Here is a 24,208-nt window from a genome sequence, read left to right on the forward strand (position 1 = left end):
TCGAGGACAGACTTCATGACATCCAAGCTCGACGGCAAGATCGCCCTGGTCAGCGGTTCGGGGCGCGGCATCGGTCGCTCCATTGCGCTCAAGTTCGCTTCCGAAGGCGCCCGCGTGGTGGTCAACGACCTCGACGCCGGCCCGGCCAACGAGGTGGTGGCCGAGATCCGCGAGGCCGGCGGCCAGGCCATTGCCTGCATCGGCAGCGTGACCGCGCCCGACTTCGCCGAGCGCTTCGTCGGCGCCGCGGTCAACGAATACAAGGGGCTCGACATCATCGTCAACAACGCCGGCTACACCTGGGACAACGTGACCCAGAAGATGAGCGACGAGCAGTGGTACGCGATGATCGACGTCCACATGACGGCGCCCTTCCGCATCCTGCGCACGGCCCAGCCCGTGATCAGGGCGCTGTCGAAGAGCGAACTCGAGGTCGGCCATCGCAACGTGCGCAAGGTGGTCAACATCTCGTCGGTCGCGGGCCTGTTCGGCAACGCCGGCCAGATCAACTATTCGGGCGCCAAGGCCGGCATCGTCGGCATGACGCAGACGCTGGCCAAGGAGTGGGGCCGCATGAACGTGACGGTCAACTGCGTGGCCTTCGGCCTCATCAAGACGCGCCTGACCGGCGATGCGGCCGACGGCGCCACCGAGCGCATCGACGGCAAGGACATCAAGGTCGGCGTCAACCCCGACCTGCTCGCGATGATGGAGCGCAGCATTCCGCTGGGCCGCGGCGGCACGCCCGACGAGGCTGCGGGAGCGGTCTACCTGCTGACCATCCCCGAGAGCGACTACATCAGCGGCCAGACCCTGATGTGCACCGGCGGGATCACGGGGCTGTGAGCGCCGAAGCCCTGCTGCCGCGCCTGCATCGCCATGCGTGGATGGACGAGGACGTCGATGCCTTCCGCGACCAGGTGCGGCGCTACGTCACGACCGAGATGGCGCCGCAGCTCGACGGCTGGCGGCGCCAGGGCTACGTGCCGCGCGAGGTCTGGCGGCCGTTCGGGGCGCTGGGCTTCCTGCTGCCCGAGGTGGAGGAGCGCCACGGCGGCGGCGGCGCCAACCGTGCCTACCAGCTCGTGGTGCAGGACGAGCTCGCGCGCGCCGAGATGCCGGCCAACACCGCGGTCCACAACCTGGTCACCCACTACCTGATCGACTACGGCACCGAGGAACAGAAGCAGCGCTGGCTGCCGCGCCTGGCCAGCGGCGAACTGCTGGCCGGCATCGCGCTGACCGAGCCGGGCTGCGGCTCCGACCTCAAGGCGCTGCGCACGCGGGCGCGGCGCGATGGCGGCGACTACGTGGTCGATGGCGCCAAGACCTTCATCACCAACGGCTTCACCGCCAGCCTGCTGGTGGTCGCCGTGCGCACCGGCGACGCCGGCAGCCGCGGCGTCTCGCTGGTCGTGATGGAGACCGACAAGCTGCCGGGCTTTCGGGTCGGGCGCCGGCTCGAGAAGCTCGGCCAGCACGCGTCCGACACGGCCGAGCTGTTCTTCGACGGCGTGCGCGTGCCAGCCGGCAACCTGCTGGGTGGCGAGGAAGGGCAGGGCTTCGTACAGCTCATGAGCCAGCTGCCCTACGAGCGGCTGATGCTGTGCGTGCCGGCTGCGGCCGTGATCGAGCGCGCGGTGGAACTCACCGTGGCCTACACGAAGGAGCGCAAGGCCTTCGGCCAGACGGTGTCGGACTTCCAGAACACCCGCTTCAAGCTCGCCGAATGCGCGACGCTGGCGCACGTCGTGCGCAGCTTCGTCAACGACTGCATCCAGCGGCTGCTCGACGGAACGCTCGACCAGGAGGCAGCCTACATGGCCAAGTACTGGTGCACCGAGCAGCAGGGCAAGGTGCTCGACGAATGCCTGCAGCTGTTCGGTGGCTACGGCTACATGGCCGAATACCCCATCGCGCGGCTGTATGCCGATGCGCGGGTGCAGCGCATCTACGGCGGCACGACCGAAATCATGAAGGACCTGATCGCGCGCCGGTTGTTTGCCTGACGAGCGGACCTAGGCCGTGACCGGCGACGCCGCCACCAGGTGTTCGGTCAGGAACCAGACCTGCAGCTCGTTGGTCCGCAGCACGTTGCTCACGAAGACGTCGTTGCTGCCCGCATCGCCCCACTTGTCGACCTTCTCGGCTGCTTCTCGGGCCGACACGATGATCTGTTCGTGGGCCTCGGCCAGGCGCCGGATCTGCACCGCCGCCGGCTCGCGGCCGCGCGGGGGACGCTTGATCTTCGTCGTTTCGGCGATGTCGGCCGCCATTGCGAGCGAGATGCCGCCGAGCAGCTGGATGCGCTCGGCCAGGATGTCGACCAGCAGAACCTGGGCCTCGAAGTGCTGGTCGTACATCAGGTGCAGCTGGTTGAAGGTCGGACCGACCACCTGCCAGTGGTGCTTCTTGTACATGTCGCGCAGGGTAATCGTGTCGGCCAGGCACTGATTGAGCAGCGCGACGCTGTCCTTGCAGACCTTCTCCGACAGTCCGTTGGGCAGTTTGACGATCTCGCCGAACTTCTGCGTCTCGTGGCTGGGCTGCTGCAGGTCGGGCACGACCTCGCTGCGTTGCTTGGCGCTGCGGCCGGGGGTGGTGGATTGCTTGGGGCGCGTACTGGCCATGGGAGGACTCCATCAGAAAGACATGCCCCGGTTGTAGGCCTGCGGCGCTGCCTCCCGTGTAGGCCGGGCGGCCGATACGCTGCGGGCGCGCGCAGGCGCCGAAACGCCTGGCGAGACATCCGAACGAGCCAGCAACAACCGGAGGCGTGCCGCGTACCATCCTTGGCACAGCTTCGAGGAGAACGAATTGACGCAACACCCCGTGCTGGTCGTCGGCGCCGGCCCCGTCGGCCTCACCATGGCATTGGCGCTGCGACGCCGCGGCGTGGCGGTACGCATCGTCGACCGCGCCCCCGCGCCCACCGACAAGTCCAAGGCGCTGGTCATCTGGGCGCGCACGCTCGAACTGCTCGACATCGAGGGTTGCGCCGACGTCTTCGTGGCAGCGGGCCTGAAGGTCGAGGCCGCGTGCATCCTCGAGGACCATGGCCGGGAACTGATCCGCATCCCCTTCGCCGCGGTGCGCAGCGCCTACAACTTCGCCCTGATGCTGCCGCAGAGCGAGACCGAGCGGCTGCTCGCTGCGCAACTCGCGGCCCTCGGCACGACCGTGGAGCGGCAGGTGGAACTGCTCTCGTTCGCCCAGCGCGAGGGCGGCATCCGGGCGCAACTGCGTGGCCCTGACGGCACCGAGCAGGCATTCGAATGCGCCTGGCTGGTGGCCTGCGACGGCGCCCACAGCACGGTGCGCCATGCACTCGGGGTCGAGTTCGAGGGCGAGACCGAGCCTTCCGATTTCCTGCTGGCGGACGTCGCGATCGACGGCAACCTGTCGACCGACCGCATCTCGATCTGCTGGGCGCCCGATGGCATCCTCGCGCTGTTCCCCATGGCGGGCGGGCGCTTCCGTGTCATCGCCGACTGCGGACCGGCGGCCGCGGGCGAGGCGCCAGAGGAGCCCACGCTCGACGAGGTGCAGCGCCTGGTCGACGACCGAGGCCCGGCCGGGCAGCGACTGCACAGCCCGGTCTGGCTGAGCCACTTCCGCATCAACGAGCGCAAGGTCAGGGAATACCGCCACGGGCGCGTCTTCCTTGCCGGTGATGCCGCCCACGTCCACAGTCCCGCGGGCGGGCAGGGCATGAACACCGGCATGCAGGATGCACTGAACCTGGCCTGGAAGCTGGCCCTGGTCTGGCACGGACGGGCGGCGCCTGTGCTGCTCGACAGCTATTCGCCCGAGCGCAGCGCCATCGGCGACCAGGTCCTGCGCAATGCAGGCACCATGACCCGAATGGCGCTGTTGCGCAATCCGCTGCTGCAGGAAATCCGCCGGCTTGCGGTCGGCAGCCTGGGGCGCATCCCGGCGCTGCGCCAGCACATGGTCGACCAGCTCTCGGAGACCGATCTGCACTACCCCCACAGCCCGCTCACGCAGGCCCGGCATGGCGCCTCATGCCACCCGGCACCAGGCGAGCGCGCGCCCGACATCGGGCTGCAGCACGACACTGGCGCAGCGGGTGCCGGTCGGCTGCACGAAGCGCTGGCCGGCGGCCGCTTCGTGCTGCTCGCGGTCGAGGCCGCGCCGGTCGCCTTGCCCGACGCGCTGACTTCGATCGCGGTCTCCGTGCAGGCAGCCGCTGCGGCGGGCTACCACCCCGGGTACATCTACCTGGTCCGGCCCGACGCCTACGTGGCGGCCTGTGCGGCCGATGGCGATCCGGAGGCGCTGCTCGCGCTGCTGCGGTCGCTGGCGCCCTAGTCGCGCACCGTCGACATGTCGACGACGAAGCGGTACTTGACGTCGCTGCGCAGCATGCGCTCGTAGGCTTCGTTGATCTGCGCCATGCGGATCGGCTCGATGTCGGAGACGATGCCGTGCTCGGCGCAGAAGTCGAGCATCTCCTGCGTCTCGGCGATGCCGCCGATCATCGAGCCGGCCAGGCGGCGGCGCTTCAGGATCAGGCCGAAGACGCCCGGCGAAGGATGCGGCGTGCCCGGCGCGCCGACCAGCGTCATGGTGCCGTCGAGCTTGAGCGCGGCCAGGAAGGGATCGAGATCGTGCGGGACCGCGACCGTGTTGAGGATGAAGTCGAAGCTGTTGCGCTGGGCCTCCATCGCCTGCGGGTCCTTCGACACCACCACCTCCTTGGCGCCCAGGCGCAGGGCATCCGCGGCCTTGCCGGGCGAGGTGGTGAACAGCACCACGTGGGCGCCGAGCGCGGCCGCGATCTTCACGCCCATGTGGCCGAGCCCGCCGAGGCCGACGATGCCCACCTTGTGGCCCGGGCCGACCTTCCACTGGCGCAGCGGCGAGTATGTCGTGATGCCCGCGCACAGCAGCGGAGCAACCGCGGCCAGGTCCTTTTCGTCGTGCTTCACGTGCAGCACGAACTTCTCGAAGACGACGATGTGATCGGAGTAGCCGCCCAGCGTGTTGGCGCGCGAGACCTGTTCCTGGCTGTCGTAGGTGCCTGTCATGCCGTTGTCGCAATACTGCTCGAGGCCGTCGGCGCAGGGCTGGCAATGCTGGCAGCTGTCGACCATGCAGCCGACGCCGACGATGTCGCCGACCTTGAACTTCGACACCTCGCTGCCGACCGCGCTGACGCGCCCGACGATCTCGTGGCCCGGCACGCAGGGGTAGGCGGCAGGGCCCCATTCGCTGCGCGCCGTGTGCAGGTCGGAGTGGCAGACGCCGCAATGCAGGATGTCGATCGCGACGTCGCGCGCGGTGGGCGTGCGGCGCTCGAAGCTGAAGGGGGCGAGCGGCGTGGTGGCCGACTGGGCGGCGTAGGCATGGGCGATGGTCATGGTCGCCGACCCTACCCGAACGCGGTTCCCGACGTGGCGGTGTGGATTGCCGCAAAACGGCCTTGACGGCCGCCGGGCCGCGTTCAATATTCGGGCGCTTCGATCCACAACCCGCCACTTCCTCCACTCCCATGAATCTCCAACTCACAGGCAGGCTCGCGCTGGTCTCCGGCAGCACAGCGGGCATCGGCCATGCCATCGCCGCCGCACTGGCCGCCGAGGGCGCACGCGTCATCGTCAACGGCCGAACGCAGGCCTCGGTCGACGCCGCGGTCGCGCAGATCACGCCCGGCCCGGGCGGCGCGGTGCTCGGCTTCGCGGGCGATCTTTCGACGGCCGAGGCCGCCGAGGCGCTGGTCGCGAAGCACCCGGGCATCGAGATCCTGGTCAACAACCTCGGCATCTTCGAGCCCAAGCCCTTCGAGGACATTCCCGACAGCGACTGGACCCGCTTTTTCGATGTCAACGTGCTGAGCGGCGTGCGCCTCGCGCGGCTCTGCCTGCCGGCGATGCGAAAGGCCGACTGGGGCCGCATCATCTTCATCTCGAGCGAGAGCGCGATCCAGATCCCGGCCGAGATGGTCCACTACGGCATGACCAAGACCGCGCAGCTCGCGGTCTCGCGCGGCCTGGCCGAATCGGTGGCCGGCACCGGCATCACGGTCAACAGCGTGCTGCCGGGGCCGACGAAGTCGCGCGGCGTCGGCGACTTCGTCGATGCGCTGGCCAAGGCCGACGGCAAGAGCTTCGAGGAGTACGAGAAGCAGTTCTTCGAGAAGGCCCGTCCGACCTCGCTGATCCGCCGCTTCGAGACGCCCGAGGAGATCGCCACGCTGGTGGCCTACGTCGCCAGCCCGCTGGCGTCCGGCACCACCGGCGCGGCGCTGCGCGTCGACGGCGGCTGCACCAAGAGCGCGTTCTAGCCGCGCCGCGAGCCACCGGCTTGCGGCCTACGCCGGCTCGCCATACCAGTAGGCCGCAGTGACACCGCCATCCATCAGGAAGTCGCTGCCCGTGATGAACGCGCCTTCCGGCCCCATCAGGAATGCGCCGAGGGCCCCGACCTCGTCGGGCGTCCCGGCGCGCCCTGCCGCCGAGGCTTCGAGCATGCGGCGGTAGCCCGCGCCGCGAGGACCGCTCAGTTCGTCCCTGGCAAGCGGCGTGACGATGATCCCGGGACTGATGGTGTTGACCCGCGCGCCGCGCCGACCCCAGCGAACGGCCTGCGCCATCACGCGCAGGGCATTGCCGCGCTTGGCGATCTGGTAGGCGTGGAGCGCGTCGGTCACCCGGTCCGGCTGCAGCATCGGCAGGGCCAGCAACTCGTCCGTCGGCGTGGTCGCCAGCGCCTGGTCCTGCTCGGGCGTCAGCGATGGCAGGCGGTGGCCAGACATGGAGGCGATGACGATGCCCGAGCCGCCGGCTGCAATCACATCGCCAAACGCCTCCAGGACCAGCGCGGTGCCGTACAGGTCGACCGAGAGGATGGTCGCGGGCGATGCCTGGCTGGGCGAGACCCCGGCGGCGTGGATCACCCCGCTCAGGTCGCCCAGGCCGACGGCCGTCTCGACCAGCGCTTCGACCGATGCGCGCGAAGACACGTCGACCGTGGCGGTCGTGACCTCGAACCCCGCTTCGCCGAGTACCCTGGCTGCCGCCTCGGCGTTGGCTGGGCGCAGGTCGGCAAGCAGCACATGCCTGCCGGCACTGACGCGGCGCGCGATGGCCTGGCCGATCGATCCGGCACCGATGACGACAGTGACGTTGGTCATGGCGATTCCTTAGTTGCCTACGAGCTTCTGGCGGTCCGCCGAGTAGCGCGCACCCCGGACCGGAACGGCGGCAAGTGCCGCCTCGATGTCCGCCAGGTCTTGCGCAGACAACTCGACTGCGGCGGCTGCGGTGTTCTCTTCGATGCGGTGCAGTCGGGTGGTGCCGGGGATCGGCACGATCCATGGCTTGCGGGCGAGCAACCACGCCAGTGCCAGCTGGGCCGGCGTGACCTGCCTGCGGGCCGCGATGACTGCCAGCACGTCGACCAGTGCGCGGTTCGCCTCGCGGGCCTCGGGCGCGAAGCGCGGAACGGTGTTTCGGAAGTCGGTGGCGTCGAAGGCGGTGTGGGCGTCGATCGCCCCGGTCAGGAAGCCCTTGCCGAGCGGGCTGAACGGGACGAAGCCGATGCCGAGCTCTTCGAGCAAGGGAAGGATCTCTTCCTCCGGTTCCCGCCACCACAGGGAGTATTCGCTCTGGAGCGCAGCGACCGGCTGCACGGCATGGGCACGCCGGATGCTTTCGACACCGGCTTCCGACAGGCCGAAGTGGTGGACCTTGCCTTCGCGGATCAGCTCCTTGACGGCACCGGCCACGTCCTCCATGGGCACCTCGGGATCGACACGGTGCTGGTAGAACAGGTCGATGCGATCGGTGCGGAGGCGCTTCAGTGCCTCGTGGGCCACCTGCCGTATGCGCTCCGGCCGGCTGTCGAGACCCTTGGCCGTGTCGCCTTCACGAAAGCCGAACTTGGTGGCGATCACGACCTGGTCGCGAATCGGTTCCAGCGCCTCACCGACCACGCCTTCGTTGACGAACGGCCCATAGGCTTCCGCCGTGTCGAAGAAGGTGATGCCCCGCTCGACAGCGGCACGGATCAGCTTGACTGCATCCGCGGTGTCTGTCGCAGGCCCGTAGCCGTAGCTCAGGCCCATGCAGCCCAGCCCGAGGGCGGAGACCTCGAGCCCGCTGTTGCCGAGTTGTCTGGTTTTCATCTTGTGTTCCTTGGGTGACTATCGATCGATGGCTGCGTCCAGGCCGGGTGACAGGGGCGCCCCCTGGATGCTCATGGTGGCGAACGCCTCGTCGATCTCGCGCAGGTCTTGCGACGTCAGCTCGACATCGGCGGCGGCAAGGTTGTCGTCGATGTGCGCAGCCCTGGTGCCGCCGGGAATCGGAACGATCCATGGCTTTTGTGCCAGCAGCCATGCCAGTGCGATCTGTGCCGGCGTGATGCCCTTGCGCGCTCCGAGCCTCTCGAGGAAGTCGACCACCTTGAAGTTGGCTTCCAGTGCATCGGGAGTGAAGCGAGGGAAGTCCTTGCGCAGGTCGCTCGGATCGTCGAACCGCATGTCCCTCGTGATGGCGCCCGTCAGGAAGCCCTGGCCCAGCGGACCCCATGCCACGAGCCCGATGCCGAGCTCCTCGCAGAGCGCGAACTTCTTGGTCTCGGGCTCACGCATCCACAGCGAGTAGTGATCCTGGATGGCCGCGACGGGCTGCACGGCGTGTGCCCTTCTGATGCTTTGAGCGCTCGCCTCCGACAAGCCGAAGTACCTGACCTTGCCCTCTGCGATCAGATCCTTCACGGCGCCGGCAACGTCTTCCATCGGCACGGCCGGATCGACGCGATGCTGATAGAGGAGGTCGATTCGGTCGGTGCGAAGGCGCTTGAGCGAGGCCTCGACGACGGCTCGAATGTGATCGGGGCGGCTGTCGAGTCCAACCGTCTCGTTCCTCTCGTCGATCTTGAAGCCGAACTTGGTGCAGATCAGGACGTCGTCACGGAAGGGCTCCAGCGCCTCGCCCACGAGTTCCTCGTTGACGAAGGGACCATAGCCCTCGGCGGTGTCGTAGAGCGTGACGCCTCTTTCGGCCGCCGAACGGATGACGGCGATGGCCTCCTTGCGATCGGTCGCCGGTCCCAGGCCGAAGCTCAGGCCCATGCAGCCGAGGCCGATGGCCGAGACCTCGATGCCGCTGTTGCCGAGTTTGCGCATTCTCATTTCCTGAACACCTCCTTCGCGACCCCGATCGCGGTCACCGCGCTCGGCCAGCCTGCGTAGAACGCAAGGTGCGTGATCGATTCGATGAGCTCTTCCTGCGTCACGCCGTTGTCGCGCGCCCGGACCATGTGCGGCCGCAGCTGATCGGGCCGGTTCATCGCGATGAGGGCGCTCACGGTGACCAGGCTGCGGTCGCGCTTGGACAGGCCGGGCCGCTCCCAGACATCGCCGAACAGGACGTCGTCGGTGAGCTGCGCGAACTTGGGCGAGATCTCCCCGAACTGCTGTTGCGCAACTGTCGGTGCCTTGCCGAGCCCCGGCGTCTGGCCCGATGCGGTACTGGCGGTCGTGAGTGCAACGGCAAGCGTTGCAAGCGAGGCGAAGACGGATTTCATCGTGGGCTTTCGTATTGCGTGTCACTGACCTTTTCGAGCCAGTCGACGGCCTTGCCGTCCGACAGTTCGGTGATGGCGATGTGGGTCATGGCGGTGGTGGGCGCTGCGCCGTGCCAGTGCTTCTGGCCCGGTGGAATCCAGACGACGTCGCCAGGCCGGATTTCCTGTACCGGGTCGCCCCAGCGCTGCACGCGGCCGGCACCGGCCGTGACCACCAGCGTCTGCCCGACCGGGTGCGTGTGCCAGGCGGTGCGGGCACCGGGCTCGAAGGTCACGTACGAGCCCGTGGCCCGCGTCGGGCCGTTCGGCTTCGGGAACAGCGGATCGATGCGCACCGTGCCCGAGAAGAAGTCGGTCGGCCCCTTGGTCGATTGCTGCGAACCATTGCGCGCGATCTGCAGGCCGTTCTGGCCCTTGTCGTCCTGCGCGATGGCCGAGGCGGCCATCGACAGTGAAATGGCGGTCATGGCGAGAGATTTCATGCATGCTTCCTTGAACTGCGATCAGCACGGTTGGCTGATCGGAGGGGTCAATGTAGGTCTTGGCATCGGCGACAACTAGACCGCGTCGTCTTGAAGGACCGACAAGGAGGGGTTGCCAATCCCGCGTGTTCAGTCGACCTCACGGACCACGCGCAGTCCGATGCTGATGCCACGGTAGTCGGGCGCGTAGGCGCGGCGCGATGCAGAGCGCCAGCCATCACCGGTGCTGTGCCAGCTGCCGCCCCGCACGACGCGCTCGGTGCCGTCGGCCGGCCCCTGAGGATCGATGACAGGGCTGCTTGCGTAGCCGCGGGGGTCGTACCGGTCCTGCACCCACTCCCACACGTTTCCGTGGACGTCATGCAGCCCCCAGGGATTGGACAGCTTCTGGCCGACCGGGTGCGTGCCCCCCGTGGCAAAGCTCTCGCCATGCCACGCGTAGCGGCCGAGCTCGCCCGCATCGTTGCCGAACGAATAGGAGGTCGTGGTGCCCGCCCGAGCGGCGAATTCCCATTCCGCTTCGGTTGGCAGGCGGTAGCGCACGCCGCCTTCCTTTAGATTGAGCCGCTCGACGAAGTCCTGCGCGTCGTTCCATGACACGGTCGCCGGATGGTTCGGCCGGGTGATGCGCGCGGCCATGCCGGGCAGGTCGTAGTACGGGTTCGAGCGCGAAAGCACGTAGGGCTTGCTGCCCATGACGGCCTCCCATTGCGCCTGCGTGACCTCGTGCTGACCGAGATCGAAAGGTCGGCTCATCGTCACGCGGTGCGATGGCTTTTCGTTGGCCGCTGCATCGGCGTCGTGTGCGGTCGACCCCATGGCGAAGGTGCCGGCGGGAACCCGAACGAATGCCATGCCGACACTGTTGGGCTCGACCTGATGTGCCGGCTGCGCGCGGCTCGACGCGATGAAGCCAAGCAGGGATGCTGCGAGCAGGGCGCCGGCCGACAGGAAGTTGCCTGACGTCACGAAGCGCCCGCTCCGAGCCAGGCATGGACGCGGTTCATCGTCTCGCGCTCCTGATCGGCCTGCATCGAGAACGCAGGTTGCAGCCTGGCGCCCGGCGCATGTCTCGCAATGACGCTTTCGCTGCTGCCCAGTCCGTAGCCGCCATGCGTGATGAACGGGATGACGGTCTTGCCCGACAGGTCGTGCGATGAAAGAAAGCTGCGGATGACGGCCGGCGCGGTCTCGCCCCAGACGGGCATGCCGAGCAGGACCGTCACGTAGCGGTCGATGTCGGGCACCTTCGCTTTCAGCTCCGGCTCGATATGGCGGTCGCGCTCCCGGTGCGCCTGCTCGACGGTCTTCAGGTAGTCGTCCGGGTACGGCGCCGCAGGCACGATCTCGAACAGGTCGGCGTCGAGCGATCGCCGGATCAGCCCGGCCACCACGCGCGTATTGCCCGAGCGCGAGAAGTACGCGACGAGTGCGGGCGCTGCCGGGCGGGCGGGTCGCCCGTCGGTCGCACGGGAGGCCTGCGCCACCTGAACGAGCGAAAGACCCGCCAGCCCGGTGATCAATGCACGACGTGCTTCTTCCATGGCTTCGGCTTCACGCCGCGATCGACGGCATGCGCCCGATCAGCTTGTCGAGGGTCAGCGGATAGTCGCGCACGCGCACGCCGGTGGCGTTGTAGACCGCGTTGGCGATCGCGGCGCCGACGCCGCAAAGGCCGAGCTCGCCGACGCCCTTGGCCTTCATCGGCGACGACATGGGATCGGTCTCGTCGAGAAAGATCACGTCCTGATGGGGAATATCGGCATGCACCGGCACCTCGTAGCCCGCGAGGTCGTGATTGACGAAGAAGCCGAGGCGGTTGTCGACGGCGAGTTCCTCCATCAACGCGCCGCCCACGCCCATGGTCATCGCGCCGATCACCTGGCTGCGGGCCGACTTCGGGTTCAGGATGCGGCCCGACGCGCACACCGCGAGCATCCGGCGGACGCGGATCTCGGCCGTGTACGCATCGACCGCGACCTCGACGAAATGCGCGCCGAAGGTCGATTGCTGGTATTGCCTTGCCAGATCGGCGAAGTCGATGGCGTCCTCGACCGAGAAGCCGCTTTCCCCGGCCACCTCGGCCAGTGCCACGCTGCGGCCACCCCCACGCACCATGCCGTCGGCGAATGCGGAATCGGCCGGCAGGCCCGCGCGCTGGACTACCGCCTCCCGCAGCTTCATGCAGGCCGCGTAGACGCCGGCGGTGGAGCAGTTGGCGCCCCACTGCCCGCCGGAACCCGCCGACACGGGGAACGAAGAATCGCCCAGATGCACCACGACGCGGTCCATCGCAACGCCCATCATCTCGGCCGCGGTCTGCGCGATGATCGTGTAGCTGCCGGTGCCGATGTCGGTCATGTCGGTCTCCACCGTCACTACGCCCCGGCCGTCGAGGCGCACGCGTGCGCCTGACCGGGTGACCTGATTGCCGCGGTACGCCGCTGCCATGCCGATGCCGATCCACGTGCGGCCCTCGCGTCGCATCGCGGGCCTGGCGCTGCGTTGCGTCCACCCGAATCGTTCTGCGCCGGTGTGCATGCATTCGATGAGGTTGCGTTGCGAAAAGCGACGCTCGGGCTTGGCCGGATCGACCTGCGTGTCGTTCAGCACGCGGAACGCGATGGGGTCGAGATCGAGGCGCTCCGCCATTTCGTCGATGGCGATCTCCAGCGCCATCAGGCCAGGCGCTTCGCCGGGCGCGCGCATCGCGTTGCCTTCCGGCAGGTCGAGCACGGCCAGGCGCGTTCCCGTCAAGCGGTGCGCGCCGGCATAGAGCCATTGCGTCTGTTGCACCGCGTTTTCAGGCTTGCCGTTGACCAGGTTGCCGGACCAGCTCTCGTGGCCGATGGCGGTCAGCCTGCCGTCCCTGCCGGCGCCGAGCCGGATGCGCTGAATGGTTGCGGGCCGGTGCACGGTGTTGTTGGCCATGAGAGGTCTCTGCATCGCCACCTTGACCGGCCGTTTAGCGATGCGGGCGCCGATGGCGGCGAGCACCGTGTCGGCGCGCAGGAACAGCTTGCCGCCGAAGCCGCCGCCGATGAAGGGCGACATCAGGTGGATCTTTTCCTTGGGGATGCCGAGCGTGGTGGCGAGGTCGGTCACCGTCCAGTCGATCATCTGGTTGGACGTCCATACCGTGAGCCGGTCGCCGCGCCACGCCGCCGTGGTGGCGAACGGTTCCATCATGGCGTGCGACTGGTCGGGCGTGCTGTAGGTCTGGTCCAGGCTCACTTCGGCCCGCGCGAAGGCGGCAGCGAAATCGCCGACCTTGCTGTCCCTGTCGACGGTCTTGCGTTCCGACGCCTTCGCGGCCGCAAGGTCGAAGGCGCCTTCGGCGCGGGCGTAGCTCACCTTCAGCAACTGTGCCGCGGCGCAGGCCTGTTCGAAAGTCTCGGCGACGACCATGGCGACGGCCTGGTGGTAGTGCTCGACGCCGGGCCCGGCGAGCAGCCGGGCGGTGTTGAACTTGCCCTTCTCGAGCTTGCCGGCGTTCTCTGCGGTCACGATGGCGATCACGCCCGGCGCTGCCTTGGCCCGCGTCTGGTCGATGGCCGTGATGCGGCCCTTGGCGATTCCGGCGCCCAGGATGCAGCCGTAGGCTGCATCGGGCGCGACGTCGTGGCGCTCATAGGCGTAGGGTGCAGTGCCGGTGGTCTTGAGCGGGCCGTCGATGCGGTCGACCGGCTTGCCGATCACCTTGAGCTGATCGATCGGGTTCGTCGTGGCGGGGGTGTCGAATTTCATTGTTCAGTTCCTCGCGTCGGTCAGCACCGCATCGAGCGTCCGCTCGACGAGCGTCAACTTGAAGGCGTTGTGCTCGGTGGGCTTTGCATCGGCCAAGAGCACAGCAGCGGCTGCCCTGGCGCCGCGCGGCAGCTCGCGGTCGGCGGCCTCCATGCGCCACGGCTTGTGCGCCACGCCGCCGACTGCGACGCGTCCCGTGCCATCGCGCTGCACGATGGCGGCGACCGAGACGAGCGCGAAGGCATAGGAAGCGCGGTCGCGCACCTTCTGATAGACGTGCCTGCCGCCCGCCGGTGCCGGCAGCGTCACGGCCGTGATGAGCTCGTTGTGGGTCATCGCAGTCTCGATGTCCGGCGTGTTGCCGGGGAGCCTGTGGAAATCGGCGATCGCGATCGTTCGGCGCGTCCCGTCGGCGCGCAGGGTCTCGACGCTGGCGTCGAGCACCCGCATCGCCACCGCCATGTCGCTCGGGTTGGTCGCGATGCATGCATCGCTGGAGCCGACCACGGCATGCTGGCGCGTGACGCCTCCGATCGCTGCGCAGCCGCTGCCGGGTTGCCGCTTGTTGCAGGCCTGGTAGGTGTCGTAGAAGTAGGGGCAGCGGGTGCGCTGCAGCAGGTTGCCTGCAGTCGTCGCCTTGTTGCGCAACTGGCCCGACGCTCCGGCCAGGAGCGCCCGGGACAGCACGCCATAGTCGCGCCGCACCCGCGCATCGGCGGCGAGGTCGGTGTTGCGCACCATCGCGCCGATGCGCAGTCCGCCTTCCGGCGTGGGCTCGATCCTGTCGAAGCCGAGGCCGTTCACGTCGATCAGGTGGCTCGGTGTCTCGATCTCGAGCTTCATCAGGTCGAGCAGGTTCGTGCCGCCGGCAATGAAGCGCGCGCCGGGCGTGCGCGCGGCTGCGGCGACCGCCTCCGACGGCGAGGCGGCGCGTTCGTAGGTGAAGGCCTTCATGCTTTCATCCCGCCGGCTTCGCCGATGGCCTCGACGATGTTGCTGTAGGCCCCGCAGCGGCAGATGTTGCCGCTCATGCGCTCGCGCAGTTCGGCCACCGACAGCAGCGGCACGGCCGTGAGGTCGCCGCTCACGTGGCTGGGAATGCCCTGCCGGATCTCCTGCAGCACCCCGACCGCGGAGCAGATCTGCCCGGGCGTGCAGTAGCCGCACTGGTAGCCGTCGTGCTTGACGAATGCGGCCTGCATCGGATGCAGGTGGCCCGGTTGGCCGAGCCCCTCGATGGTGGTGACGGTCGCACCCTCGTGCATGACTGCGAGCGTGAGGCAGGAATTGATGCGCCGTCCGTCGAGCATCACGGTGCAGGCGCCGCACTGACCGTGGTCGCAGCCCTTCTTCGTTCCGGTGAGATGGAGGTGCTCGCGCAAGGCGTCGAGCAGGGTCGTTCGCGTGTCGAGGCTCAGACGTCGCGTCTGGCCATTCACCACCAGGGTCAACGGAACGGGGAGGCCGGCAGCTGCAGCGGGTGCCGGGGCCGCGGAAGCCCGCGCGGATGCGAGCGCAGGCACCGCCGCGGAAGCCGCACCCGCCTGGAGCAGGCTGCGGCGGGAGATCGTGAATTCATCGGGCATGTTCATGGCGTGGACCGCTCCTTTGAACCGACTTTAGGCAGCCGTCTCGGTCCGCACTAGACCCCGCGACCTTGCAGCACTCGCAAGCAGACCTTGCCAATCAAGGGGGCGTCAGCCCGGCATTTGCGGGCCGCACCGCAATAATCGCGCCCTGCCGAAGGAGTCTTCATGCCCATCAACGAACTGCGTTCCATTGCCACCTTCGTGAAGACCGCGGAGCTCGGCAGCCTGCGGCAGGCCGCCGCCGCCCAGGGCATGACGCCCCAGGCAGCCAGTCAGGCGCTCGCGCAACTGGAGAAGCATCTGGGCGCGCGACTCTTTCATCGCACCACGCGCAGCATGTCGCTGACCGACGAGGGCCGTCAGTTTCTCGAGGCCGCGCAGCCGCCGCTCCTTGGCATGCAGCGCGCGCTCGAGATGGCCCGCCAGGTCAAGGAGGGCGTCGCCGGACCGCTGCGCATCGTCGGTCCGCATTCGGTGTTCGCCCCTGTGCTCTGGCCGCTCCTCGACGAATTCTGCCGCCGCTATCCGGACGTGCAACCCGACGTGCAACTCGACGACCGCATCGGCAATTGGGTGGAGGACCGGGTCGACGTCGGCTTCCGCATCGGGTCCTCGCCGGCCGAAGGCGTGATTGCGCGACGCCTGTTCCCCTTGCAGCTGATCATCTGTGCCGCGCCCGCCTACCTCGCTCGCCATGGCGCGCCGGACAGCCTCGGCGCCCTGTCGAGACACCGGTGCAGCGCATTCCGAAACGCAGGCACCGGTCGCGTGCTTCCCTGGTACGTGAAGAGCGGCGACAGCCTGATCGAGCACCACATCGTGCCGGCGCTCACGGTCAACGACGAGGTGCTGGAGACCGAGGCCGTGCTGGCGGGCCATGTGATCGGGCTCATGACCAACGTGGCGGCCGCCGGCCACATCCGTGCGGGCCGCCTCGTGCCGCTGCTGGTGGACCACATCGCCGACAAGTCGAGCGTGTTCGTCTACTACGGCAGCCGGGCCGCGCAACCGGCACGCGTGCGTGCATTCATCGACGTGGCGATCGAGCTGCTGGCCGATCACGCGGCCTTCGTGCTGACACCCGAGGAACTGGCAATTGCCGAGATGGAGGGAAGGAAGGTGGCACCGGTCTGACCGGCCTTCTCCCGGCGACCTCACCAGGCCCGTGCGTCCCCGGCAAGCGCCCGCTGCGCGAGCAGGAAGGTGGCGGCATTCCAGCTCTGGCCGGCCATGCCCATGGGCGCCAGCGAGCGGCCGTGGAACCACTCGGTGAAGCGCCAGTCGTCCTGCGCGTTGACCTGGGCGAGCCGTGCGAGTTCCGAGGCGGCGAGCGCATCGCGCCCGAGCTTTGCGAGCGCCATCACCCAGAAGCCGCCGACGAAGGGCCAGATGCCGCCGTTGTGGTACTGGTGGACGATGTTCTGCTGGTGGCGCGCCATGTAGGTTCGCCACAGCTCGTGATCGCGCGTGAGCGGATGCAGCACCACCCGGACCGGCCAGGGCTCGGCGGCCCTCGCCGCCACGATGGTGTCGACGATGCGACTCGACATCTCCGAGCCGGCGAGTCCGCTCTGGATCGCCAGCACGTTGCCGAACACGTCGCCCTCGTCGCCGACGAACGAGAGATTGACGAAGCTCAGGTAGAGGCCCGGATCCTGCCGGCCGCGGCGCGCGTAGTGGCGCAGCAGCCGGGCCCGGTGGTATTCGGGCAGGTCGCGCTGGAAGGGATTGAAAAGATGGTTGAAGTGATGCTGCGTGTCTTCGGCATGGTCGAGCGCGAAGCGGCGCTTGACGTCGAACCACAGCGCATTGGTGTAGAGCACGTAGCCCGAGCGCGGCATGATGTCGGCCCAGTCGCTGGCCTCGTTCTGCTGCAGCAGCCGGAAGTGCTGGTGTTCCTGCGCCAGCAGCCAGGCCAGCGCGCGCTGCACTTCGGCCTCCCAGTGCGCGGCGCCGACGCTGCCGTGTCGGCGCACGTGGTCGACCGCGATCAGCCACCACAGCGTGGCGTCGATGCAGCCGAGATACCAGAAGTCGGCATCCTGGCCTTCGGGATCGACGTACTTCGGGATCTGCCCATTGCCGGCCTGCTGCGCCGCCAGCGCGTCGAGGCTGGCCACCGCGCCCTGCTCGAGCGCGGCCACGCCGTTGCCGCACATCGCCATCACGCAGATCGCCGCGTCGCGCCCGAAGATCCGCGTGTAGCGCCGTGCCACCGCGGCCTCGGTGCGGCTCGCGGCCAGGATGCCGTGCGGCGTGAGGTTGCGCTCCAGCAGCGCGAGCGAGGCCTGCGCGCAGCGGTCGATCAGTGCGCGCGCTGGCGCATCGAGTGTCTTCATGGAGGAAATACTATGTGATCGCGCAGGGGCTCCGGTATCGTCGCCCGGGCAAACGCAACGGAGGCATCACCCATGTACATCGAACGAGGCGGCCAAGGCCCCGACCTGCTGCTCCTGCTGCACGGCATGGGCGCGACGGCGGCGGTCTGGTCGCCGCTGTGCGCCGAGGCCGACGATCGCTGGCACGGCCGCTGGCTGGCCTTGGACCTGCCGGGGCACGGCCGATCGGATCGCCTGGATAGCTATGCCATCGGCCAGATCGCCGCCACCGTCGCGCGCGCCGCGCTGCCGGAGATCGACCCCGCGGGCCGACTCGTGGTGCTGGGCCATTCGATGGGCGGCGTGATCGCGCTGGCACTGGCGACCGGCTGGTTCGGCGTCGCGCCGCAGCGGGTCTTCGGCCTCGGCATCAAGGCCGCGTGGAGCGACGACGACCTGCGCCGCATGGACGCCCTGGGGACGCAGCCGGCACGGCTGTTCGCGACCGAGGCCGAGGCCCGGGAGCGCTACCTGAAGGTTGCCGGTCTCGCGGGGCTGGTCGATGCAGGTTCGCCCGTGGTCGCGCGTGGCGTCGTGCAGGACGGCGACGGCTGGCGCCTCGCGATGGACCCGCGCGGACATGCGGTCGGCAAGCCGCCCCTTGCCCAGCTGATGGCCGTGGCATGCTGCCCGGTCCACCTGGGCCGCGGCGGCCACGACCCCATGATGACGAACGAGCAGCTGCGGGCCCTCGACCCGGAGGCGCGCGACCTCGGGCCGCATGGCCACAACCTGATGGTCGAGGCGCCGGACCGGGTGTGGGACTGGGTTGTGAACGGGCCCTAGTCCATCCACGGACCGCCGGTCATGGCCTGGATGTAGGCCGCGACCTTGACCAGGTCTGCGTCGGACAGCGGGACCGGCGGTGCGTCGACCAGATGCTCGGCAACCAGGTGAAGCTTGGCCGTGGCGTTGGGCGCCTCCTGCAGGAGAACCGCGATCGCAGCGGTCTGGGCGACGGCGCGCAACTCGAGGGCGCGCAGTCTCGCGTTGAGTTCTTCCGCTTCCATGGTGGTGATCCTGCCGCGAGTCCGAAGTGAAGCCTGGATTCTGCTTCGGATTCGGCGTCAAGTCTCAGGCCTTCGGCTTCTTCGCAACAGCCTTGCCGCCGCCTGCGCCGTTGAGGGCGATGGCTTCGCGAATCAGCGCCTTGAAGGCGGCGGCGTCTATTTCCTCGTCTTCATGGATGTCGATCGCGCGGCGCACCTTGCCTTCGAGACTCGCGTTGAAGAGCCCGGCAGGGTCCTTCAGCGAGGCGCCCTTGGCGAAGGTGAGCTTGACCGCCTTCTTGTAGCACTCGCCGGTGCACAGGATGCCGTCGTGCGACCAGACTGGCGTCGACCACTTCCATTCCTCGACCACCCGAGGGTCGGCCTCGTGCACGAGCTTGCGCATCCTGGCCAGGGTCGGTCCGCGCCAATCACCGAGGTCGGCGATCTTTCTGGAGATGAGTTCCGAGGCCGGCGGGCCGGCGCTCGCTTCGGATTTCGTCATGGGCCGCATGGTAGGCCTTTGGATGCGATCATGCGCAGCTTGCATTCCTCGCCTTCGGGCGTCCTTCACAGGAGCGGCTTCATGGGGTCGGACTGTCTCTCGCTGCCTTCGATGGCCCTCTCGAACCGCTGCAAGTGTTCATTCATTGCCGGCCTCGCGATCTTGATCGGAAGCCCGGCCGGCGCGCAACTGCTGGCCGACCAGGTGCGGGGCCAGGTCGAGAGCGCACGGCTGGGATCGGGCTACGCGCAGATGATCAACCTGTCGGTGTCGCCCGATTTCAGCGCCGCCAGCTACCGCATCGATGCCGATGAGCCGGGTTCGCCGCGACCCACGCTCAATGTGATCCGCGCTCCCTATCAGGCGCATTGGCTCGCGATCTCGCCGGACGCCGACCTCTATGGCCGGATCTCGGGCGGCTATCTGGAATTCAAGCAGCAACTGCCGCTCGGTCCGGCGTTCGCGCCGGTTGGCAGCGTCGACAGCCGATGGTCGGCCTACAGCGTGACCGGCGGGCTGCTCGCGAAGGTCCGGCTCGGCAACGGCTTCACGCTCGAGCCTGCCCTGGACCTGGGCGTCGCGCGCCTCGACAACAACGCGAGCTACCGCGGCAGCGGCGTGCTCCTGCGACCGGCGCTCGACGGCCTGGTCTTCAACTGGCAGACCAACGCCTGGCTCGCGACCCCGAGTCTGGGGCTCGCATGGACCGGCGGCGGGACCGACGGCCAGCTGAGCCTGCGGGGCCACGTGGCGCGGTCGTGGATCGGCAGCTTCGACGCCACCGACCGCGTCCAGGAGTTCAGCGAGGCGGTCAACATCTATTCCGTGCGAGCCGAGTACACGATGTCCAGTGGCCTGCGGGCATGGGACCGGCCGCTGCGCTGGGTCGCCTATGGCGACTACGCCGGCTTCTTCGGTGCCAACCGGGATGCGCTGGGTTTCGATGCGGTGGCCGAACTCGGGGGCGGCGTCGAGTGGCCGCTGGCCCTGGGCCCCGGCGACCTGCAACGCCTGCGCTTGTCCGCCGGCTATCTGTTCGGCCCCGGGGTGCGCGGCTGGACGCTGGGGCTCAGCCTGCAGTACTGAGCCCGCCCGCTTCGCTCAAGGCGCGATCGTCAGGACCTTCGCCATGATCCCGTAGCCCGGGGGACCTCCGAGGTCGGTCGCGACGTCGTTCTGGTACACGGTGCCCGGATCCCGGTCGGTGCCGACCGAGGGGCCGGCGGTCGGTGCGTAGAGACCGACGTTGAGCGAGTCGTACGGGCCGGGGCTCCCTTTCGGGCTCGCTCCGTACGTGTTCGTGTCGTACGACACCTCGAACGACAGCTGGTCGTCGGGCAGCGTCACCTTGAGGCTGCTCAGGTCGAACACGATCTGCGCCGCGAAGCCGTTGTAGCACTTGTCGTCGGGCGCCTTCCATCTGCCGCCCGTGCAGCCGGAGGCGGCCGAGGGGCGGTACGGGATGTCGAACGCCTGCACGCGCTCGGCGACGAGCTTGTCGCTGCTGTCGAACACCTTGAGCCTGATCGGGTGGCTGAAGGTGGCGTTCGGCGTGGTGACGCAGTCGTTGGTGGACCATCCGCCGGACTCGCAGGCCCAGCTGCTCATCGCGATCGCGATGCTGTCGAGCGTGCGCGGCGAGCCGGCCTTCAGCGCGATGCGGTCGCCGAGCCTCGATGTGGAGGTGGCCTGGAAGCCGAGGCTCGGCATGTTCGGTGGCAGGGGCGTCAGCGCATCGAAGGCGACCACCGCCTCCACGGTGATCGTGACGTCGACGGCGGCGCTGTCCGCCTTGCCGTCGTTAGCGACCAGCGTCGCGATGTAGGTGCCGGGCAGATCGGGCGTGAAGCGCGGCGACACGGCCTTGGCGTCGTTCAGCGCGGCGGTGCTGCCGGCCGGCTTGCTGCTGAGCGTCCAGAGATAGCTGAGGGCGTCGGATTCGGCATCCGTGCTGGCAGCGGCACTGAGCGTGACGGCGGTGCCGGAGCCGACCTTTTGTGCGCTCCCTGCGTTGGCGACCGGTGCCGTGTTGGTGGCTGCCGGTGGTGCCGGGTCCATCGCCACGGGCGGCGCAGGGTCCGTCGGGGCCGCCGGCGCGGTGGCTGCCGGGGTCGTTGGCGTCGTTGCCGCGGTCGGGATGGCGAATCCACCGCCGCTGCCGCCGCCGCCGCAGGCGGCCAGGGACAGGAGTACGGCACTGGCGACGAGGGACTGAGCAAAAGATTGCATAAGTAACGGTACTTATCGTTTAAGAACCGCGCCAATGTAGTGCCCGCCCTCACCATCTGCATGCAGATGCCCCACGATGAAGCATCGATGCCGTGAAGTACCACACGTATTCGCGGAATGCGCGCGGATGCCCCGACAATGCGTGCTCCGTCGCTGCTACTCTCCTCGTGCGCATCCTCCTCGTTTCGGACCTTCACTACGCCTTGCCGCAGCTCGACTGGGTGGTCCGCGCAGCGCCGAGCTTCGATGTCGTGGTCCTGGCGGGCGATCACCTGGACGTGAGCTCCCCGGTGCCGCTCGATGCGCAGTCGGTGGTCCTGCTGCGCTATTTCTCGCTCATGAAGCCGAGCCAGGCGCTGGTGCTCGCGTCGGGCAATCACGATCTGACCGGTGCCGATGCCCAGGGCGAACGCGCGGCGGTGTGGCTGCCGAAAAGCCGACGCCCCGGCGTGGCGATCGACGGCGACTCGGTCGTGCTCGGCGACACGCTGGTCACGGTCTGCCCCTGGTGGGACGGTCCGCAAGGCAAGGCGGCGCTCGAACGGCAACTGGCTGAGGAGGCACCCCGGCGCGCGGCACGCTGGATCTGGATCTATCACTGGCCGCCCGCCGGTTCGCCCACCTGCTGGACGGGCCGGCGCGACTATGGCGACGTCGACCTCGGCGCCTGGATCGCGCGTTACCGGCCCGAGTTCGTGCTGGCCGGCCATGTGCACGAGCCGCCCTTCACGCCCAAGGGCGCCTGGGCCGACCGCATCGGCGGCACCTGGGTCTTCAATGCGGGCAAGCAGATCGGGCCGGTGCCGGCCCACATCGTGATCGACCTGGAGGCCGGCACTGCGACCTGGCATTCGATCATGGGCGACGAGACGCTGGCGCTGGCCGCCGCGGCGGCGCCGCCGCGCACGGTGTTCTGACGGTGCCCGGCGCCGCCGGCGGGCGGGGCGTCAGTAGTCGGGGTTGGGGTCGCGGGCCGAACCCGGACGTGCGGCCGGGCCGTGATGGTGCGCAAGCTGCACGAGCACTTCCGAGACCATCGCCATGCCGGGCGCGTCGCCGTACTGGTTCTTGAGGTCGGCGAGATAGGTGGTGACGAAGGCCAGCCGCTCCGCGAGGCCCACGGCGATCATGCGGATGATGACCGGGTCGCTCATGAGAAACGCGCGACCCTCGGCCGCGTAGCGCACCACGCTGGGCTCGCTGGCCACCACCGTGGCGGTGTAGGGGGCGTCGAGCAGCAGCGAGATCTCGCCGACCGCGGCACCGGGGCGGGTCAGCTGGTTGATCGGCACGCCGTTCTTGTAGATCTGCAGCGCGCCCGATTCGAGGATCCAGAGCCCGTCGCCCATGTCGCCTTCGCGCACCACGATGTCGCCCTCCGCGAGCCGCAGCTCGGGCAGGTGGGCGCAGTGCTCGAGCAGTTCGTCCATGCGCCTATGGTAGGCGAACTTCGTCGTGCAGCCGACGTCGGAAGAGGCTGAACAGGCGCTCCCAATGGCGCTCGGCGGCCGGCTTGTCGTAGATGGCGCGCTGGGGAAACACGAAGCCGTGCTCGACCCCGGGATACCACTCGATGCGATGCGGCGTCCCTGCGGCCTGCAGCGCGGCCTGCAGCTGCGCGATGTCGGCGGGCGGCGCCCACTTGTCGATCTCGGCGCAGGCAAAGTAGGCCTCGCAACGGACCGCGCCGACGCTGCGATGCGGCGAGTCGGGCGCCTCCGTGACCATGTTCGCGCCGTGTATCGACGCGATGCAGTGGATGCGGTCCGGCGCCGCGCCGGCCGCCCAGACCACGAACGGCCCGCTCATGCAGTAGCCCACGGCGCCGATGCGCGATGCGTCGGCCTGCGCTTCGCCGTCGACGAATGCCAGCATCGCCGCGGTATCGCAGGTGGTGGTGTCGCGATCGAGCGTGGCCATGTGGCCGTACATCTCGGCGAAGCCCTCGTCGGTGCGCTCGCGCAGCCAGTAGTCGCGGCCGGTGCGGTAGTAGAGGTTCGGCAGCACGACGAAATAGCCGACGGCCGCGATGCGGCGCGCCATGTCGTGCAGTTCCTCGCGCTTGCCAGGGGCATCCATGTAGAACAGCACCACCGGGAAGGGGCCACCTTCGTCGGGGTGAACGACGAAGGTGTTCATCGCGCCGTCCCGGGTCTGGAGGTCGAGGTCGCGTTCGATCATGGGGTTCCTTTCGTCTGCCGTGCAGAAGGTGTCCGGCGACGTGAGGCGTGCGCGCCGAGGGCAGGCGAATCGTATCGGGCGCCAGGGCCCGCGGCCGTCAGGTCTTGCCCCAACCGGGCAGCGCGGCGGCTTGGCGGATCCATGCGGCCAAGCGCGCCTCGTCGAGGTCGTCTTCGTGGATGTCGATCCAGCGCGCGTCCTTGCCCTTGCCCCCTGGCGGCGGCGGTTGCAGCGACGTGCCCTGGAAGAAGCTCACCTTGACGTAGCGCGCGAAGACATGGAAGCCGAGGAACCATCCCTGGCCCTCGATGCCGTAGAAGGGCGAGTTCCACTTCACGGCCTTGCGCACGTCCGGCACGGTACGCACGATCAGTTCGTCGAGTCGACGCCCGATGGCGCTCTTCCAGCCGGGCATCGCTGCGATGTAGGCCTGCACGGCGGCGTCGCCATCGGCCTTGGGGATGCGGGGGTTGCCGCCAGCGAGCAGCTCGGGCTTCGTTGCGTGTTGCTTCACGAGTGGAAGTATCGTGCCGGGCACGCGGCATCCGACGCG

At 68.6% G+C, this 24,208-nt stretch carries 27 protein-coding genes; 8 read left to right on the forward strand and 19 right to left on the reverse strand.

Going from position 1 to position 24,208, the window contains the following annotated elements; translation table 11 throughout:
- The first annotated feature begins 15 nt into the window (after positions 1–15).
- On the forward strand, positions 16–846 hold the full coding sequence (locus tag QTH87_RS18855) for an SDR family NAD(P)-dependent oxidoreductase (protein WP_286611440.1): 831 nt from the start codon (positions 16–18) through the stop codon (positions 844–846).
- Between the two features lie 11 nt (positions 847–857).
- Entirely contained in the window at positions 858–2,009 is a 1,152-nt protein-coding gene (locus tag QTH87_RS18860) for an acyl-CoA dehydrogenase family protein (RefSeq protein WP_286611835.1), read from the forward strand.
- 9 nt (positions 2,010–2,018) lie between these two features.
- Here the strand turns inward: QTH87_RS18860 and QTH87_RS18865 are convergent, their stop codons facing one another.
- Entirely contained in the window at positions 2,019–2,630 is a 612-nt protein-coding gene (locus tag QTH87_RS18865; RefSeq protein ID WP_286611442.1) for a Dps family protein, read from the reverse strand.
- A gap of 187 nt (positions 2,631–2,817) precedes the next feature.
- Here QTH87_RS18865 and QTH87_RS18870 point away from each other — a divergent pair, with 187 nt between their 5' ends.
- A complete protein-coding gene (locus QTH87_RS18870) occupies positions 2,818–4,332 on the forward strand; it encodes an FAD-dependent monooxygenase (protein ID WP_286611443.1) in 1,515 nt (504 codons plus the stop codon).
- Here QTH87_RS18870 and QTH87_RS18875 read toward each other — a convergent pair.
- A complete protein-coding gene (locus QTH87_RS18875) occupies positions 4,329–5,384 on the reverse strand; it encodes an NAD(P)-dependent alcohol dehydrogenase (RefSeq protein WP_286611445.1) in 1,056 nt (351 codons plus the stop codon). The genes QTH87_RS18870 and QTH87_RS18875 overlap by 4 nt on opposite strands.
- Positions 5,385–5,515: 131 nt before the next feature.
- Between QTH87_RS18875 and QTH87_RS18880 the strand changes: the two genes are divergently transcribed.
- On the forward strand, positions 5,516–6,307 hold the full coding sequence (locus QTH87_RS18880; RefSeq protein ID WP_286611446.1) for an SDR family NAD(P)-dependent oxidoreductase: 792 nt from the start codon (positions 5,516–5,518) through the stop codon (positions 6,305–6,307).
- A 27-nt stretch (positions 6,308–6,334) separates the two neighbouring features.
- On the opposite strand, the gene QTH87_RS18885 is transcribed toward QTH87_RS18880, so the two are convergent.
- From QTH87_RS18885 to paoA, 10 genes are all read right to left on the reverse strand, one after another.
- A complete protein-coding gene (locus QTH87_RS18885; RefSeq protein ID WP_286611447.1) occupies positions 6,335–7,156 on the reverse strand; it encodes an SDR family oxidoreductase in 822 nt (273 codons plus the stop codon).
- 9 nt (positions 7,157–7,165) lie between these two features.
- Positions 7,166–8,149 (reverse strand): aldo/keto reductase, encoded by a 984-nt coding sequence (locus QTH87_RS18890; RefSeq protein WP_286611449.1) that lies wholly within the window; start codon positions 8,147–8,149, stop codon positions 7,166–7,168.
- An 18-nt stretch (positions 8,150–8,167) separates the two neighbouring features.
- Positions 8,168–9,160 (reverse strand): aldo/keto reductase, encoded by a 993-nt coding sequence (locus QTH87_RS18895; protein WP_286611451.1) that lies wholly within the window; start codon positions 9,158–9,160, stop codon positions 8,168–8,170.
- Positions 9,157–9,555: a carboxymuconolactone decarboxylase family protein gene (locus QTH87_RS18900; protein ID WP_286611452.1), complete on the reverse strand. Its 399-nt coding sequence runs from the start codon at positions 9,553–9,555 to the stop codon at positions 9,157–9,159. Before QTH87_RS18900 ends, QTH87_RS18895 begins: the two co-directional genes overlap by 4 nt.
- Positions 9,552–10,037, reverse strand: a complete 486-nt coding sequence (locus QTH87_RS18905) for a (R)-mandelonitrile lyase (RefSeq protein WP_286611453.1) — start codon at positions 10,035–10,037, stop codon at positions 9,552–9,554. Before QTH87_RS18905 ends, QTH87_RS18900 begins: the two co-directional genes overlap by 4 nt.
- 129 nt (positions 10,038–10,166) lie before the next feature.
- A complete protein-coding gene (locus QTH87_RS18910; RefSeq protein WP_286611455.1) occupies positions 10,167–11,006 on the reverse strand; it encodes a formylglycine-generating enzyme family protein in 840 nt (279 codons plus the stop codon).
- On the reverse strand, positions 11,003–11,560 hold the full coding sequence (locus QTH87_RS18915) for a flavodoxin (protein ID WP_286611457.1): 558 nt from the start codon (positions 11,558–11,560) through the stop codon (positions 11,003–11,005). The genes QTH87_RS18910 and QTH87_RS18915 overlap by 4 nt, the downstream gene beginning before the upstream one ends.
- 31 nt (positions 11,561–11,591) lie before the next feature.
- Positions 11,592–13,784: an aldehyde oxidoreductase molybdenum-binding subunit PaoC gene (gene paoC / locus QTH87_RS18920; RefSeq protein WP_286611459.1), complete on the reverse strand. Its 2,193-nt coding sequence runs from the start codon at positions 13,782–13,784 to the stop codon at positions 11,592–11,594.
- A 3-nt stretch (positions 13,785–13,787) separates the two neighbouring features.
- Complete coding sequence (locus QTH87_RS18925; protein ID WP_286611460.1) at positions 13,788–14,738, reverse strand: FAD binding domain-containing protein; 951 nt, start codon at positions 14,736–14,738, stop codon at positions 13,788–13,790.
- Positions 14,735–15,376 carry an aldehyde dehydrogenase iron-sulfur subunit PaoA gene (gene paoA / locus QTH87_RS18930; RefSeq protein ID WP_286611462.1) on the reverse strand — a complete coding sequence of 214 codons (642 nt, stop codon included), beginning with the start codon at positions 15,374–15,376 and terminating at the stop codon, positions 14,735–14,737. The genes QTH87_RS18925 and paoA overlap by 4 nt, the downstream gene beginning before the upstream one ends.
- Positions 15,377–15,538: 162 nt before the next feature.
- Here paoA and QTH87_RS18935 point away from each other — a divergent pair, with 162 nt between their 5' ends.
- Positions 15,539–16,507, forward strand: coding sequence for a LysR family transcriptional regulator (locus QTH87_RS18935; protein ID WP_286611463.1), 969 nt, complete (start codon positions 15,539–15,541; stop codon positions 16,505–16,507).
- Between the two features lie 20 nt (positions 16,508–16,527).
- Here the strand turns inward: QTH87_RS18935 and QTH87_RS18940 are convergent, their stop codons facing one another.
- On the reverse strand, positions 16,528–17,712 hold the full coding sequence (locus tag QTH87_RS18940) for an amylo-alpha-1,6-glucosidase (protein ID WP_286611465.1): 1,185 nt from the start codon (positions 17,710–17,712) through the stop codon (positions 16,528–16,530).
- Positions 17,713–17,784: 72 nt separating this feature from the next.
- Between QTH87_RS18940 and QTH87_RS18945 the strand changes: the two genes are divergently transcribed.
- Positions 17,785–18,537 carry an alpha/beta fold hydrolase gene (locus tag QTH87_RS18945; RefSeq protein WP_286611467.1) on the forward strand — a complete coding sequence of 251 codons (753 nt, stop codon included), beginning with the start codon at positions 17,785–17,787 and terminating at the stop codon, positions 18,535–18,537.
- On the opposite strand, the gene QTH87_RS18950 is transcribed toward QTH87_RS18945, so the two are convergent.
- Together QTH87_RS18950 and QTH87_RS18955 are read right to left on the reverse strand one after the other, a co-directional pair.
- Complete coding sequence (locus tag QTH87_RS18950; protein WP_286611469.1) at positions 18,534–18,761, reverse strand: hypothetical protein; 228 nt, start codon at positions 18,759–18,761, stop codon at positions 18,534–18,536. The two genes, QTH87_RS18945 and QTH87_RS18950, sit on opposite strands and share 4 nt — an antisense overlap.
- Before the next feature lie 64 nt (positions 18,762–18,825).
- Positions 18,826–19,245, reverse strand: a complete 420-nt coding sequence (locus QTH87_RS18955) for a DUF1801 domain-containing protein (protein WP_286611477.1) — start codon at positions 19,243–19,245, stop codon at positions 18,826–18,828.
- 81 nt (positions 19,246–19,326) lie between these two features.
- Between QTH87_RS18955 and QTH87_RS18960 the strand changes: the two genes are divergently transcribed.
- A complete protein-coding gene (locus tag QTH87_RS18960) occupies positions 19,327–20,331 on the forward strand; it encodes a Solitary outer membrane autotransporter beta-barrel domain (RefSeq protein ID WP_286611479.1) in 1,005 nt (334 codons plus the stop codon).
- A 15-nt stretch (positions 20,332–20,346) separates the two neighbouring features.
- Here the strand turns inward: QTH87_RS18960 and QTH87_RS18965 are convergent, their stop codons facing one another.
- Complete coding sequence (locus tag QTH87_RS18965; protein WP_286611481.1) at positions 20,347–21,474, reverse strand: PKD domain-containing protein; 1,128 nt, start codon at positions 21,472–21,474, stop codon at positions 20,347–20,349.
- Between the two features lie 167 nt (positions 21,475–21,641).
- Between QTH87_RS18965 and QTH87_RS18970 the strand changes: the two genes are divergently transcribed.
- Complete coding sequence (locus QTH87_RS18970; protein ID WP_286611483.1) at positions 21,642–22,391, forward strand: metallophosphoesterase family protein; 750 nt, start codon at positions 21,642–21,644, stop codon at positions 22,389–22,391.
- A gap of 30 nt (positions 22,392–22,421) precedes the next feature.
- Here QTH87_RS18970 and QTH87_RS18975 read toward each other — a convergent pair whose 3' ends face one another.
- From QTH87_RS18975 to QTH87_RS18985, 3 genes are all read right to left on the reverse strand, one after another.
- Positions 22,422–22,904 carry a cyclic nucleotide-binding domain-containing protein gene (locus QTH87_RS18975; RefSeq protein ID WP_286611484.1) on the reverse strand — a complete coding sequence of 161 codons (483 nt, stop codon included), beginning with the start codon at positions 22,902–22,904 and terminating at the stop codon, positions 22,422–22,424.
- Between the two features lie 4 nt (positions 22,905–22,908).
- Entirely contained in the window at positions 22,909–23,655 is a 747-nt protein-coding gene (locus QTH87_RS18980) for a dienelactone hydrolase family protein (RefSeq protein WP_286611485.1), read from the reverse strand.
- Positions 23,656–23,752: 97 nt separating this feature from the next.
- On the reverse strand, positions 23,753–24,169 hold the full coding sequence (locus QTH87_RS18985; RefSeq protein WP_286611486.1) for a DUF1801 domain-containing protein: 417 nt from the start codon (positions 24,167–24,169) through the stop codon (positions 23,753–23,755).
- Positions 24,170–24,208 lie beyond the last annotated feature (39 nt).

Source organism: Variovorax jilinensis, assembly GCF_030316885.1.
Classification (GTDB): Bacteria; Pseudomonadota; Gammaproteobacteria; order Burkholderiales; family Burkholderiaceae_C; genus Variovorax; species Variovorax jilinensis.

Coding starts and splice junctions, on each gene's coding strand:
- QTH87_RS18855 (WP_286611440.1), top strand. CDS start 16: ATGACATCCAAGCTCGACGGCAAGATCGCCCTGGTCAGCGGTTCGGGG.
- QTH87_RS18865 (WP_286611442.1), bottom strand. CDS start 2,630: ATGGCCAGTACGCGCCCCAAGCAATCCACCACCCCCGGCCGCAGCGCC.
- QTH87_RS18875 (WP_286611445.1), bottom strand. CDS start 5,384: ATGACCATCGCCCATGCCTACGCCGCCCAGTCGGCCACCACGCCGCTC.
- QTH87_RS18880 (WP_286611446.1), top strand. CDS start 5,516: ATGAATCTCCAACTCACAGGCAGGCTCGCGCTGGTCTCCGGCAGCACA.
- QTH87_RS18885 (WP_286611447.1), bottom strand. CDS start 7,156: ATGACCAACGTCACTGTCGTCATCGGTGCCGGATCGATCGGCCAGGCC.
- QTH87_RS18890 (WP_286611449.1), bottom strand. CDS start 8,149: ATGAAAACCAGACAACTCGGCAACAGCGGGCTCGAGGTCTCCGCCCTC.
- QTH87_RS18895 (WP_286611451.1), bottom strand. CDS start 9,160: ATGAGAATGCGCAAACTCGGCAACAGCGGCATCGAGGTCTCGGCCATC.
- QTH87_RS18900 (WP_286611452.1), bottom strand. CDS start 9,555: ATGAAATCCGTCTTCGCCTCGCTTGCAACGCTTGCCGTTGCACTCACG.
- QTH87_RS18905 (WP_286611453.1), bottom strand. CDS start 10,037: ATGAAATCTCTCGCCATGACCGCCATTTCACTGTCGATGGCCGCCTCG.
- paoC (WP_286611459.1), bottom strand. CDS start 13,784: ATGAAATTCGACACCCCCGCCACGACGAACCCGATCGATCAGCTCAAG.
- QTH87_RS18925 (WP_286611460.1), bottom strand. CDS start 14,738: ATGAAGGCCTTCACCTACGAACGCGCCGCCTCGCCGTCGGAGGCGGTC.
- paoA (WP_286611462.1), bottom strand. CDS start 15,376: ATGAACATGCCCGATGAATTCACGATCTCCCGCCGCAGCCTGCTCCAG.
- QTH87_RS18935 (WP_286611463.1), top strand. CDS start 15,539: ATGCCCATCAACGAACTGCGTTCCATTGCCACCTTCGTGAAGACCGCG.
- QTH87_RS18940 (WP_286611465.1), bottom strand. CDS start 17,712: ATGAAGACACTCGATGCGCCAGCGCGCGCACTGATCGACCGCTGCGCG.
- QTH87_RS18945 (WP_286611467.1), top strand. CDS start 17,785: ATGTACATCGAACGAGGCGGCCAAGGCCCCGACCTGCTGCTCCTGCTG.
- QTH87_RS18950 (WP_286611469.1), bottom strand. CDS start 18,761: ATGGAAGCGGAAGAACTCAACGCGAGACTGCGCGCCCTCGAGTTGCGC.
- QTH87_RS18955 (WP_286611477.1), bottom strand. CDS start 19,245: ATGACGAAATCCGAAGCGAGCGCCGGCCCGCCGGCCTCGGAACTCATC.
- QTH87_RS18960 (WP_286611479.1), top strand. CDS start 19,327: ATGGGGTCGGACTGTCTCTCGCTGCCTTCGATGGCCCTCTCGAACCGC.
- QTH87_RS18965 (WP_286611481.1), bottom strand. CDS start 21,474: ATGCAATCTTTTGCTCAGTCCCTCGTCGCCAGTGCCGTACTCCTGTCC.
- QTH87_RS18975 (WP_286611484.1), bottom strand. CDS start 22,904: ATGGACGAACTGCTCGAGCACTGCGCCCACCTGCCCGAGCTGCGGCTC.
- QTH87_RS18980 (WP_286611485.1), bottom strand. CDS start 23,655: ATGATCGAACGCGACCTCGACCTCCAGACCCGGGACGGCGCGATGAAC.